The following is a 12,531-nucleotide window of genomic DNA, read 5'->3' on the forward strand; positions in this document are numbered from 1 at the left end:
TAAGCGTGAAAGCTGGCTGATAGCTTTTCAGCCAGCATGTATACCGTCGCGTCCGAGCAGGAACTCAGTTACGGTCCATTTTAGGCACCCGCCTGGCACGCTGGGCAATGCGTCTTTCAGATAACGAAACACCGGGTGCGTTAAGGCGCCGTTGACCTCAACTTTCTCGAACATCGGGAAGCTCACGCCATAATTGATGTGGCAGGTCTGCGCGATTTCGTTAGCCCCGCCGAGCTCCATGGCACAACTTTCTCTAAAACTGTTTAAAATAGCTGGAAAAACAGGCTGTTAAGGGATAATGCATGAAGTTTTGAAAGTCAGATTTTTTTATGTAATCCATTGAATGATGATGGAATCACTCCTTCTCTATCCCGTGCTTCTTCATCATCGCCCGCAGCTGATGATAGGTCACGCCCAGCAGCTCCGCGGCGCGGCGCTGATTATATTTCGCCTGCTGCAGGCTGGCTTCTACCAGCGCGCGCTCCTGCTGGTTCTGCCACAGCCGCAAATCAAGCGGCAAAGCGGGAAGGGAGCCTGAAGAGTCATCCGGCGCGGCGGCCGTCGGCTGCGTGCGCGGCGCAAAGGGATTGATAATAATCCGGTCGAGCGGCTCGTCGCTGCTGTGATGACGGTAGACCGAGCGCTCCACTACGTTTTTTAGCTCGCGCACGTTGCCAGGCCACTGATACCCCAGCAGCGTCTCCTGCGCCTCGGGCGTAAAGCCCGGAAACAGCGGCAGGCCCAGCTCGCGGCACATCTGAATAGCGAAATGCTCCGCCATCACCAGAATGTCGCTGCGCCGCTCGCGCAAGGGCGGCAGTTGCACCACGTCAAAGGCGAGGCGGTCAAGCAGGTCGGCGCGGAATTTCCCCGCCGCCGCCAGCGCGGGCAGATCCTCGTTGGTGGCGCACACCAGCCGCACGTTAACCTGCAACGCGTGATTGCCGCCGACGCGCTCCAGCTGGCCATACTCGATGACGCGCAGCAACTTCTCCTGCACCAGCATCGGCGCCGTCGCCAGCTCGTCGAGAAACAGCGTGCCGCCATCTGCCCGCTCGAAGCGGCCCAGATGGCGCTTCTGCGCACCGGTAAAGGCGCCCGCCTCATGGCCGAACAGCTCGGAGTCGAGCAGATTTTCATTCAGCGCGGCGCAGTTAAGCGAAATAAAGGGGCCCTGCCAGCGGTCGGAGAGGTAGTGCAGACGGCTGGCGATCAGCTCTTTGCCGGTGCCGCGTTCTCCTACCACCAGCACCGGCTTCTCCAGCGGCGCCAGCATGGATACCTGCTCGAGGACTTCAAGAAAGTTATTGGATTCGCCTAACAGGTTATCGTTGCTGTCTGCCATGATGAAATTCACCACCTCTTAATCAATTTAACTACCTTACGCGAGCTGTGCGACGCTGTAAAATATAAATGCCTTTATAAATCAAAAACATAAAAATTGGCACGCCTTTTGAATATAACAATCAGCGCATGGCGCACCAACATAATCAAAGAGGAACATCATTATGGGTATTTTTTCTCGTTTCGCCGACATCGTTAACGCCAACATCAATTCGCTGCTGGAGCGTGCGGAAGATCCGCAGAAACTGGTACGCCTGATGATTCAGGAAATGGAAGACACGCTGATTGAAGTACGCTCCACTTCGGCGCGCGCGCTGGCGGAGAAAAAACAGCTGAACCGCCGCATCGAACAGGCGGAAATCCAGCAGGCCGAATGGCAGGAAAAAGCCGAGCTGGCGCTGCGCAAAGAAAAAGATGACCTGGCGCGTGCGGCGCTGATCGAAAAACAGAAGCTGACTGACCTGATCGCCTCGCTGCAGCAGGAAGTGGTTCACGTCGAAGAGACGCTGGAGCGCATGAAGGGCGAAATCGGCGAGCTGGAGAAAAAGCTGAGCGAAACCCGCGCTCGTCAGCAGGCGTTGACCCTGCGTCATCAGGCCGCTTCTACTTCGCGCGACGCGCGTCGTCAGCTCGACAGCGGCAAGCTGGATGAAGCCATGGCGCGCTTTGAATCTTTTGAGCGCCGCATCGACCATATGGAAGCAGAAGCGGAAAGCCAGCGTTTCGGCAAGTCGAAATCGCTGGACGCGCAGTTCGCCGATCTGCAGGCCGATGATGAAATCAGCCAGCAGCTAGAAGCGCTGAAAGCCAAAATGAACCGTAGCGAATAACACTATTTGATCTGCGAGAGTGATTAAGGAGAGTCAATGAGCGCACTTTTTCTCGCTATACCGCTGACCATATTCGTGCTGTTTGTCGCGCCGATCTGGTTATGGCTGCACTACAGCAATCGCCGCAGCGGCAACGAACTGTCGGCAGGCGATCTTCAGCGCCTGCAGCAGCTGACGCAGGATGCGGAACGTATGCGCGACCGCATCCATGCGCTGGAGTCTATTCTGGACGCCGAGCATCCTAACTGGAGGCAGCCATGATTAAACGCAAGCTGTGGCGCAAGCCGGACGAAGGGAAGCTGATGGGCGTCTGCGCCGGCGTGGCGGAGTACCTGGATATTCCGGTGCGGCTGCTGCGCGTTATCGTGGTGCTGTCGCTGTTCTTCGGCCTGTTCGCGATTACCATCTGCGCCTACTTCATTCTGGGGTTCGTGCTTGACGTGAAACCGGCGGATGCCGAAGAGGGCGCGGCGAAGCCCAACGCCGGCGAACTGCTCGACCGGCTGGAAAGCGCGCTGCGTCGCGATGAGTACAGCGTGCGCGAGATCGAACGCTACGTCACTTCTGAAACCTTCAGCGTGCGCAGCCGCTTTCGCCAGCTCTGACTTTCCCTGAACGGGGCCGCTTCGGCCCCGTTATACCCGTCAACCGGAGGTATACTTTGTTATATTCACGCACGTCCTCATTTCGCCGCCGCGCGACCCCCGCGTTGAAGTCGGTCGGGAAATTCATCATTATCAATGCCGTGAGCTATGGACCGGCCGGACTGACCGGCTGGGCGGTAAAATCGGTGGCGCGTCGCCCGCTGCGCATTCTGCTTTCCCTGGCGCTGGAGCCGTTGCTGCAGCGCGTCATGAAGCGGGCGGCGGCGCGCTTCATCAGGGAAAAAGATGATAAACAAGTCTGAACTACTGTCACTCCTCAACCGCGGCGCGGATCGTCATCTGCGCCTGGCGGTAACCGGCCTGAGCCGCAGCGGTAAAACCGCCTTTATCACTTCATTAGTTAACCAGCTGCTTAACGTGCACAGCGGCGCGCGGCTGCCGCTCTTTTCCGTAGTGCGCGACGAACGTCTGCTGGGCGTCAAGCGCATCCCGCAGCGCGATATGGGCACGGCGCGCTTCACCTACGACGAAGGGCTGGCGCAGCTCTACGGCACGCCGCCCGCATGGTCGACCCCGACGCGCGGCGTCAGCGAAATGCGGCTGGCGCTGCGCTACCGCTCGCAGGATTCGCTGCTGCGTCACTTCAAAGAGAGTGCCACGCTCTATCTGGAAATCGTCGACTATCCCGGCGAATGGCTGCTCGATCTGCCGATGCTGGCGCAGGATTATGTCGACTGGTCGCGGCAGATGGTCGGGCTGCTGCAGGGCGATCGCGCCCAGTGGGCCCAGCCGTGGCGCGAACTCTGCGCCTCGCTCGATCCCTTTGCGCCCGCCGACGAAAACCGGCTGGCCGCCATCGCCGCCGCCTGGACCGACTATCTGCACCGCTGCAAAGCCGAAGGGCTGCACTTTATCCAGCCGGGGCGCTTTGTGCTGCCGGGCGAGATGGCGGGCGCGCCCGCGCTGCAGTTTTTCCCCTGGCCGCTGGCGGACGAGGCGGAACGCGGCAAGCTGGCGCAGGCTGACAAAGGCAGCAACTTCGCCATGCTGCAGCAGCGTTTTCGCTACTACTGTCAGCATGTGGTGAAGGATTTTTACCGCAATCACTTTTTGCGCTTCGACCGCCAGATCGTGCTGGTGGACTGCCTGCAGCCGCTGAACAGCGGCCCGCAGGCGTTTAACGATATGCGGCTGGCGCTGACTCAGCTGATGCAGAGTTTCCACTACGGGCAGCGCACCCTGTTCCGCCGGCTCTTTTCGCCGGTGATCGACAAGCTGCTGTTCGCCGCCACCAAAGCGGACCATATCACCGCCGATCAGCACGGCAATATGGTGTCGCTGCTGCAGCAGCTGGTGCAGGACGCGTGGCAAAACGCCGCCTTCGAAGGCATCAGCATGGACTGCGTCGGCCTGGCGTCGGTGCAGGCCACCCAGAGCGGACTGGTGGATCACCGCGGCGAAAAGATCCCGGCGCTGCGCGGCGAGCGGCTGGCGGACGGCGAGGCCCTGACCTTCTATCCAGGGGAAGTGCCGCCGCGCCTGCCGGGACACGCCTTCTGGCAGCAGCAGGGATTTCAGTTTGAACAGTTCCGGCCGCAGCCGCTCGATATCGATCGACCGCTGCCCCATATCCGCATGGACGCCGCGCTGGAATTTTTATTAGGAGACAAGCTGCGATGAACGACGAACAACTCAAGCCGCGTATCGATTTCGCCCGTCCGCTGGACGCCCCGCGCGAGCCTGCGCTGCGTCCGGCGCAGGCGTTCGACGGCGAGGCGCGGCAGGCGTTTCTCGCCGTCGACGAGCAGGCCGACGAGGTGGTGGAAGAGGGCGCGGGCGAGCGGGCGGTGGAGCAGGCGCTGCGGCCGAAGCGCAGCCTGTGGCGCCGGCTGGTCGGCGTGGGCGCGGCGCTGTTTGCCGCCAGCGTCGCGGCGCAGAGCGTGCAGTGGATGCACGACGCCTGGCTGACGCGCGACTGGTTTGCCCTCGGCAGCGGCGCGGCGGGCGCCTTGATTGTGATTGCCGGCGTCGGCGCGCTGACCAGCGAGTGGCGCCGCCTCTATAAGCTGCGCGCCCGCGCCGAAACGCGCGACGTCGGTCGCGAACTGCTGCACAGCCATAGCGTCGGCAAAGGGCGCGCCTTCTGCGAAAAACTGGCGCAGCAGGCGGGTCTCGATCAGGCGCATCCGGCGCTGCAGCGCTGGCACGCGTCGCTGCATGAAACCCAGAACGACCGCGAAACCGTCACGCTCTACGCGCAGCTGGTGCAGCCGGTGCAGGATCGCCAGGCGCGACGCGAAATCGGCCGCCACGCCGCGGAGTCAACGCTGATGATCGCCGTCAGCCCGCTGGCGCTGGTGGATATGGCGTTTATCGCCTGGCGCAACCTGCGGCTGGTAAATCGCATCGCCGCCATCTACGGTATTGAACTGGGCTATTTCAGCCGGCTGCGGCTGTTCCGGCTGGTGCTGCTGAACTTGGCGTTCGCCGGCGCGTCTGAGCTGGTGCGCGAAGTCGGCATGGACTGGATGTCGCAGGATATCGCCGCCCGGCTCTCTGCGCGCGCCGCGCAGGGCATCGGCGCCGGTCTGCTCACCGCGCGGCTCGGCATCAAGGCGATGGAGCTGTGCCGTCCGCTCCCCTGGCTGGAGGAGGATAAGCCGCGGCTGGGCGATTTTCGCCGCGATCTTATCAGCCAGCTTAAAGAGACGCTGCCGAAAAGCGGCGCGAAGCGCGAAGGCTAAGCGCTTTCCCCTGCTGGTGCGCCGCTGCTCGCGCGGCGCGCACCCCAGGCTGAACACCACTGTCAACTTTTGCTTCCACGCCTCTTCAGACCTGCCGCAAGTTAGCGTATTATCTCCAGATTCTTCACCTGACTAAGGCCATCGCAATGCGTCTTGAAGTCTTCTGCCAGGACCGCATCGGTCTGGCGCGCGAGCTGCTCGATCTGTTAGTCGCCCGTAACATCGATTTACGCGGCATTGAAATCGCGGCGCTCGGCCGTATTTATCTTAACTTCTCTGCGCTTGAATTTGACCAGTTCAGCAGCCTGATGGCGGAGATTCGCCGCACGCCCGGCGTGACCGATGTGCGCACCGTCGCCTATATGCCCTCTGAGCGGGAGCACCGCGCCCTGAGCGCGCTGCTGGTCGCCATGCCGGAGCCGGTTTTTTCCATCGATCTCAAAAGCAAGGTGGAGCTGGCTAACCCGGCGGCGCAAAACCTGTTCGACCTCGACGAGCAAAAAATTCGCAACCACAGCGCGGGCAACCTGATTAACGGCTTCAACTTTCAGCGCTGGCTGGAAAGCGACCGCGTCGAGGCGCAGGCGCAGCATGTGGTGATCGACGGCCGCGACTTCCTGATGGAGGCACGTCCCATCTACCTGACCGCCGACGAGGGCGCGGGCGACCAGCCGGTCGGCGCGATGGTGATGCTGAAATCCACCGCCCGTATGGGACGTCAGCTGCAAAACCTGGTGGTGACCGACGAGTCGGAGTTCGACCATATCATCGCCGTAACGCCGAAGATGCGTCAGGTGATCGATCAGGCGCGCAAGCTGGCGATGCACGATGCGCCGCTGCTGATCGTCGGCGATACCGGCACCGGCAAAGATATGCTGGCGCGCGCCTGCCACCTGCGCAGCGCGCGCGGCAAAAAGCCGTTCCTGGCGCTTAACTGCGCCTCGCTGCCGGACGACGTCGCGGAGAGCGAACTTTTCGGCCATGCCGCCGGCGCCTATCCCAACGCGTTAGAGGGGAAAAAGGGCTTCTTCGAGCAGGCCAACGGCGGCTCGGTGCTGCTCGACGAGATTGGTGAAATGTCGCCGCGTATGCAGACCAAGCTGCTGCGTTTTCTCAACGACGGCACTTTCCGCCGCGTCGGGGAAGAGCATGAGGTGCATGTCGACGTGCGCGTCATCTGCGCCACGCAGAAGAACCTGATCGAGCTGGTGCAGCGCGGCGAGTTCCGCGAAGATCTCTTTTACCGTCTGAACGTACTGACGCTGCATCTGCCGCCGCTGCGCGAGCGCCCGCTCGATATCCTGCCGCTAACCGAGATGTTTGTGGCGCGCTTTGCCGACGAGCAGGGCATTCCGCGCCCGCGCCTCTCGCCGCAGCTTAACGGCCTGCTGACGCGCTACAACTGGCCGGGCAACGTGCGCCAGCTGAAGAACGCGCTCTATCGTGCGCTGACGCAGCTGGAGGGGCATGAGCTACGTCCGCAGGATATCGTGCTGCCAGAACAGGCGCTGGACGCCTCGCTGGGCGAAGAGGCGATGGAGGGCACGCTCGACGAGATCACCAGCCGCTTCGAGCGTTCCGTGCTCACCCGTCTTTATCTTTCCTATCCCAGCACCCGTAAGCTGGCGAAACGCCTTGGCGTCTCGCATACGGCTATCGCCAACAAGCTGCGTGAGTATGGATTAGGACAGAGGCGCGGCGAGCAGGAAGAGAAAAACGGCGGCTAATCGCCGCCGGGGTTACGCTATTTCAGTACGGCCAGCGCCGCGTCGTAATCGGGTTCCGTAGTGATCTCGTCGACCAGCTGGCTGTACAGCACCTTGTCATGCTCGTCCAGCACCACCACCGCGCGCGCCGTCAGGCCCGCCAGCGCGCCAGCAGCAATCGCCACGCCGTAATCCTGTTTGAATTCCGCGCCGCGCAGCGTCGAGAGCGTCACAACGTTATTCAGGTTGTCGGCGCCGCAAAAGCGCGACTGCGCAAAAGGCAGATCGGCTGAGACGCAAAGCACCACCGTGTTGGTCAGCTCGCTGGCCAGCTGGTTAAAGCGGCGCACCGAGGCGGCGCAGACGCCGGTGTCGACGCTGGGAAAAATATTCAGAACCTTGCGTTTTCCTGCATACTCAGAGAGCGACACGTCGGAGAGATTTTTCGCCACCAGCGAAAAGGCTTTAGCCTGCTCGCCTGCATGGGGAAAGTGACCAGCAACCTCAACCGGGTTGCCCTGAAAATGAACAGTGTGAGACATAGCGATTCCTTAAACGTCAGATAACTGGCTACAGGTAAGTATGGTTTCAAAAAAGGTTTATGACATATCTATAAAAGACTTACGAGCGGAAAACGCAGATTATCCGAGACGACGCGCAGTTATCGAATGACATGGAGAGAGTATGAGAACGGTAAAAAGCTATCCCGAGTCCTGGCCGCTGCATACCCCATTTGTCATTGCCCGCGGCAGCCGCACCGAAGCGAAAGTGGTGGTAGTAGAGATTGAAGAGAATGGCGTCAAAGGCACCGGCGAGGCGACGCCCTATGCGCGCTACGGCGAAACGGAAGCCTCGGTGCTGGCGCAGATCGCCGAGATCCTGCCGACGCTGCAGCAGGGAATGACGCGCGACGCTCTCCAGCAGGCGATGCCGGCCGGCGCGGCGCGCAACGCTATCGACAGCGCGCTGTGGGATCTGCAAAGCCGCCAGCAGCGTCAGGATCTCTGGGCGCTGAACGGCGTTGCGGCGCCCGCAGAGGTGGTGACGGCGCAGACCGTCAGCATCGATACCCCTGAAGCGATGGCGAGCAGCGCCCGGGCGCTCTGGCAGCATGGCGCGACGCTGCTGAAAATCAAACTGGACGACTCCTTTATCACCGAGCGGCTGGTGGCGATCCGCACGGCGGTGCCGCAGGCGACGCTGATTGTCGACGCCAACGAGTCCTGGCAGGCCGAAGGGCTGGCGGCGCGCTGCCAGCTGCTGGCGGATCTGGAGGTGGCGATGCTGGAGCAGCCGCTGCCTGCCGGACAGGATGCGGCGCTGGCGAACTTTATCCATCCGCTGCCGATCTGCGCCGACGAAAGCTGCCATACCCGCGACAGCCTGCCTGCGCTGCAGGGACGCTATGAGATGGTGAATATCAAACTGGATAAAGCGGGCGGGCTGACCGAAGCGCTTGCGCTGGCGGCAGAGGCGAAGGCGCTTGGACTGGAGGTAATGCTCGGCTGCATGATCTGCACCTCGCGCGCGATTCATGCCGCGCTGCCGCTGGCGCCGGCGGCGCGCTTCGCCGATCTCGACGGGCCGACCTGGCTGGCGGTGGATGTCGAGCCCGCCATTCAGGTCAGCGCCGGCAAAGTGGTTATCGCTGCCAGCGCAGCAGGCTGATCATCGACTCCAGATAGCGCTCTGTCGCTTCATCCACTGAAATCGCCGGCATTTCGGCGGTTATGCAGGGCAGACCGAGGTCGTTGCACCAGCTGCCGAACGAGCCGGGCGTGTCGTAACCGACGCTGCCCACCAGCGGCAGCGCGGTCTGCTGCGCCAGCCAGTGGCCGAGCTCGCTGCTGCGCGGATCGTCGATACAGGCCAGCGGCTCGTGCCAGGAGACCACCCAGCGCGGCTTCAGCCCGTGGATCAGCTCGCACAGCGCCTGGGTCTCCGGCTCGGAGCCGGGCCGCTCCCCGGTCGAGAGCAGCACGTCGCGCGCTTCGGCGGCGCTGTTCCAGCGATAGACCGTCTCGCCGCTCTGCCAGTTGGCAGCCGGAAAGTTGCGGTTGAGATCGACGCCGTGCGCGTTGGCGCGCAGGCCCAGCTGACAGCCGTCCGGATTGACCGCCAGCACCACGTGATGACGGCGCAGCCGGTCCGGCAGCGTGCGCATCGCGGCGGACAGAGTGGCGACGGCGGCGTTTTCATCGCCATGGGTGCCCGCCAGGATCAGCCCGCTGTCGCTATCGGCGGCCGGCGCGGGAAACCAGAGCAGCGGCGCACCCAGCACGCTGTCGCCGTAGCGCTGATACGGAATCTCAAGTTTGCCGCGTCGTGGTCGCGGGTGTAACACCGTCATCGGCTTTCTCCTTTATTGCCCTGTTCAGACAAAGTAGCGGAAAAGCCGCGCGCGGAAAATCGCTATTTATCCTTCAGGCATTTGCGCTACAGTGCCTGGGTCATGCTGCGCCCTGCAGTGCGTTGCGCAGCGCTTCATTAGGGTAAGGGAGTGAAGATGAAAAGCACATTTCGCAAGACGCTGACGGCGCTGATCCTCGCCGCCATCGCAAGTCCGGCGCTGGCGGCGCAGCTGCCGGCTGGCGCGCAGCTGGCCGCCCAGCAGGAGATTATCCGCCATATCAAAGACGAGCCCGCCTCGCTCGATCCGATGAAAGCGGTCGGCCTGCCGGAAATCCAGGTGATCCGCGATCTCTTCGAAGGACTCACCAGTCAGGATGCGCAGGGCAATATCGTGCCGGGCGTGGCTGAAAGCTGGAGCAGCAGCGACAACAAAACCTGGATCTTTACGCTGCGCGGCAATGCGAAATGGTCCAACGGCGAGCCGGTGACGGCGCAGGATTTCGTCTATAGCTGGCAGCGACTGGTCGAGCCGAAAAACAGCTCGCCTTTCGCCTGGTTCGCCGGGCTGGCGGGCATCAGCAACGCGGGCGCGATAACCAAAGGCGAGATGCCGGCGGATCGGCTCGGCGTCAGCGCCGTCGACGCGCAGCATCTTAAAGTGACGCTGGATCGTCCGGTGCCCTGGTTCCCGGCGCTGGCGGCCAACGTGGCGCTCCTCCCAGTGCCGCAGCGCGTTATCGCCAGCGCAGGCGATGGCTGGACCGCGCCGGGCAAGCTGGTGGGCAACGGCGCCTATCAGCTGGAATCGCGCGTGGTGAATGAGAAGATCGTGCTGACGCGCAATCCAGCCTACTGGGATGACGCGCATTCGGTGCTGACCAAAGTGACCTTTATTCCTATCAACGAAGAGTCCAGCGCCACCAAGCGCTACCGCGCGGGCGATATCGATATCACCGAGTCGTTCCCGAAAAACCTGTATGCGCAGCTGAAAAAAACGCTGCCGGGCGAAGTCTATACGCCTGACCAGCTCGGCACCTACTACTACGCCTTTAACACCCAGAAAGGCGCCACGGCGGATGCGCGCGTGCGTAAGGCGCTGTCATGGAGCATTGACCGCCGCATTATCGCGGAAAAAGTGCTGGGCACTGGCGAAAAACCCGCCTGGCGCTTTACCCCCGACGTAACCGCAGGCTTTAAACCGGCGCAGTCGTATATCGAGCAGCACAGCCAGCAGGAGCTTAACGCTCAGGCGAAGGCGCTGCTGGCCGCCGCTGGCTACGGCCCAGGCCGACCGCTGCACCTGACGCTGCTCTACAACACCTCGGAAAGCCATCAGAAAATCGCTATCGCCGTCGCGTCGATGTGGAAGAAGAACCTCGGCGTTCAGGTTACGCTGCAGAATCAGGAGTGGAAGACCTATATCGACAGCCGCAACAGCGGCAATTTCGACGTGATCCGCGCCTCATGGGTCGGCGACTACAATGAGCCGTCTACCTTCCTCAGCCTGCTGACCAGCGGCAACAGCAGCAATATCGCGCGCTTCAGCAACGCTGACTACGACGCGGTGCTCGCCAGAGCGAGCGGCGAAACCCAGGCTGAGGCGCGCAACAGCGACTACAACAAGGCGGAGCAGATTCTGGCGGACCAGGCGCCGATCGCGCCAATCTATCAGTACACCAACGGACGCCTGATCAAGCCGTGGGTGAAAGGCTATCCCATCAACAACCCTGAAGATGTCGCCTACAGCCGCGAGCTGTGGATCGAAAAGCACTAAGCCCTGCGCGGCCTGCCTGGCAGGCCGCCTGCAGACACCTTTGCTCACAGCCTGAGGATTGCAACTCAACCGCGCCGCGCTAGACTGTATCGTATTGATTTTTGTAGTGAGGCAAGTGAGTGAACGTCATTGAAGGCAAAGCGTTGCAGGTATCCGACGCCATAATCGCCTGCCAGCTTGATGGCAAGGGCGGCTTGATCCCCATCGAAGATAAGGACGTTATTCACTGCGAGCGTCCCTGCTGGCTGCATCTTAACTATACCCATCGTCAGAGCGCCGACTGGCTGCAGTCTACGCCGCTGATCCCCGACACGGTGCGCGACGCGCTGGCGGGCGACAGCATGCGGCCGCGCGTCAGCCGCCTTGGCGACGGCTTTATGATCGTGCTGCGCAGCGTCAACCACAACGCCGACTCCCGGCCGGAACAGCTGGTGGCGATGCGGGTTTTTATCAACGACAAGCTGATCGTGTCGACGCGTCGCCGCAAGGTCTATGCAGTGGATGCGGTGCTGACCGATCTGCAGAACGGCAACGGTCCGGAAGATGGCGGCAGCTGGCTGGTGGATATCTGCGACGCGCTGACCGATCACGCCAGCGAATTTATCGAAGAGCTGCATGACAAAATCATCGTGCTGGAGGACGCGCTGCTGGACCAGCGCGTACCGGCGCGCGGCGAGCTGTCGCTGCTGCGCAAGCAGCTGATCGTGATGCGGCGCTATATGACGCCGCAGCGCGACGTCTATTCGCGCCTCGCCAGCGAGAAGCTGCCGTGGATGGATGACAGCGACCGTCGCCGTATGCAGGAGGTCTCCGACAGGCTAGGGCGCGGGCTGGACGATCTCGACGCCGGCGTGGCGCGCACCGCCGTGCTGGCCGATGAGGTCGCCTCGCAGATGGCGGAGGCAATGAACCGCCGCACCTACACAATGTCGCTGCTGGCGATGATCTTTCTGCCGACAACTTTTCTGACCGGGCTGTTCGGCGTTAACCTCGGCGGCATACCGGGCGCCAACTGGCATCTCGGCTTCAGCATGTTCTGTCTGCTGCTGCTGATTATGATTGTCGGCGTCGCCTGGTGGCTGAAACGGCGACGCTGGCTGTGACAATAATGTAATCAATCAGATGCAAAGGTTAACGTAAGGGCAATAATGCGCGGCAAAAGGCAAAAAGGGAAAA

Annotated in this window: 13 protein-coding genes and 1 pseudogene; 10 read left to right on the forward strand and 4 right to left on the reverse strand. The window is 61.9% G+C overall.

Annotation, left to right across the window (positions count from 1 at the left end; translation table 11 throughout):
• Window positions 1-42: 42 nt before the first annotated feature.
• Together JS46_RS01040 and pspF are read right to left on the reverse strand one after the other, a co-directional pair.
• Window positions 43-237, reverse strand: a pseudogene (locus JS46_RS01040) (glutathione peroxidase); the annotation flags it as partial.
• A 118-nt stretch (window positions 238-355) separates the two neighbouring features.
• Window positions 356-1,345: a phage shock protein operon transcriptional activator gene (gene pspF / locus JS46_RS01045; protein ID WP_033747957.1), complete on the reverse strand. Its 990-nt coding sequence runs from the start codon at window positions 1,343-1,345 to the stop codon at window positions 356-358.
• A 163-nt stretch (window positions 1,346-1,508) separates the two neighbouring features.
• Between pspF and pspA the strand changes: the two genes are divergently transcribed.
• The 7 genes from pspA to tyrR all read left to right on the forward strand — a co-directional run bounded on the left by pspA (window position 1,509) and on the right by tyrR (window position 7,250).
• Window positions 1,509-2,174, forward strand: coding sequence for a phage shock protein PspA (gene pspA, locus JS46_RS01050; RefSeq protein ID WP_033746938.1), 666 nt, complete (start codon window positions 1,509-1,511; stop codon window positions 2,172-2,174).
• 36 nt (window positions 2,175-2,210) lie between these two features.
• A complete protein-coding gene (gene pspB / locus JS46_RS01055) occupies window positions 2,211-2,435 on the forward strand; it encodes an envelope stress response membrane protein PspB (RefSeq protein WP_033746941.1) in 225 nt (74 codons plus the stop codon).
• Window positions 2,432-2,779 carry an envelope stress response membrane protein PspC gene (gene pspC / locus JS46_RS01060; protein WP_033746944.1) on the forward strand — a complete coding sequence of 116 codons (348 nt, stop codon included), beginning with the start codon at window positions 2,432-2,434 and terminating at the stop codon, window positions 2,777-2,779. Before pspB ends, pspC begins: the two co-directional genes overlap by 4 nt.
• Before the next feature lie 56 nt (window positions 2,780-2,835).
• Window positions 2,836-3,081, forward strand: a complete 246-nt coding sequence (gene pspD, locus JS46_RS01065) for a phage shock protein PspD (RefSeq protein ID WP_033746947.1) — start codon at window positions 2,836-2,838, stop codon at window positions 3,079-3,081.
• The gene (locus tag JS46_RS01070; RefSeq protein WP_033746949.1) at window positions 3,065-4,459 is read left to right on the forward strand and encodes a YcjX family protein; all 1,395 of its coding nucleotides are present in this window, start codon (window positions 3,065-3,067) and stop codon (window positions 4,457-4,459) included. Before pspD ends, JS46_RS01070 begins: the two co-directional genes overlap by 17 nt.
• Window positions 4,456-5,523, forward strand: a complete 1,068-nt coding sequence (locus JS46_RS01075) for a TIGR01620 family protein (protein WP_033746951.1) — start codon at window positions 4,456-4,458, stop codon at window positions 5,521-5,523. The genes JS46_RS01070 and JS46_RS01075 overlap by 4 nt, the downstream gene beginning before the upstream one ends.
• Before the next feature lie 146 nt (window positions 5,524-5,669).
• Complete coding sequence (gene tyrR / locus JS46_RS01080; protein ID WP_033746954.1) at window positions 5,670-7,250, forward strand: transcriptional regulator TyrR; 1,581 nt, start codon at window positions 5,670-5,672, stop codon at window positions 7,248-7,250.
• A 17-nt stretch (window positions 7,251-7,267) separates the two neighbouring features.
• On the opposite strand, the gene tpx is transcribed toward tyrR, so the two are convergent.
• Entirely contained in the window at window positions 7,268-7,771 is a 504-nt protein-coding gene (gene tpx, locus JS46_RS01085; RefSeq protein WP_033746957.1) for a thiol peroxidase, read from the reverse strand.
• A 142-nt stretch (window positions 7,772-7,913) separates the two neighbouring features.
• Here tpx and ycjG point away from each other — a divergent pair, with 142 nt between their 5' ends.
• Window positions 7,914-8,897 (forward strand): L-Ala-D/L-Glu epimerase, encoded by a 984-nt coding sequence (ycjG, locus tag JS46_RS01090; RefSeq protein ID WP_033746960.1) that lies wholly within the window; start codon window positions 7,914-7,916, stop codon window positions 8,895-8,897.
• Here ycjG and mpaA read toward each other — a convergent pair.
• Window positions 8,872-9,579 carry a murein tripeptide amidase MpaA gene (mpaA, locus tag JS46_RS01095; protein ID WP_033746963.1) on the reverse strand — a complete coding sequence of 236 codons (708 nt, stop codon included), beginning with the start codon at window positions 9,577-9,579 and terminating at the stop codon, window positions 8,872-8,874. The genes ycjG and mpaA overlap by 26 nt on opposite strands.
• Window positions 9,580-9,735: 156 nt before the next feature.
• Between mpaA and JS46_RS01100 the strand changes: the two genes are divergently transcribed.
• The gene (locus tag JS46_RS01100) at window positions 9,736-11,355 is read left to right on the forward strand and encodes an ABC transporter substrate-binding protein (RefSeq protein ID WP_033746966.1); all 1,620 of its coding nucleotides are present in this window, start codon (window positions 9,736-9,738) and stop codon (window positions 11,353-11,355) included.
• Between the two features lie 119 nt (window positions 11,356-11,474).
• Window positions 11,475-12,458 (forward strand): zinc transporter ZntB, encoded by a 984-nt coding sequence (gene zntB, locus JS46_RS01105; RefSeq protein ID WP_033746969.1) that lies wholly within the window; start codon window positions 11,475-11,477, stop codon window positions 12,456-12,458.
• Window positions 12,459-12,531 lie beyond the last annotated feature (73 nt).

This window comes from Pantoea sp. NGS-ED-1003, from assembly GCF_000738765.1.
Lineage (GTDB): Bacteria > Pseudomonadota > Gammaproteobacteria > Enterobacterales > Enterobacteriaceae > Pantoea > Pantoea septica.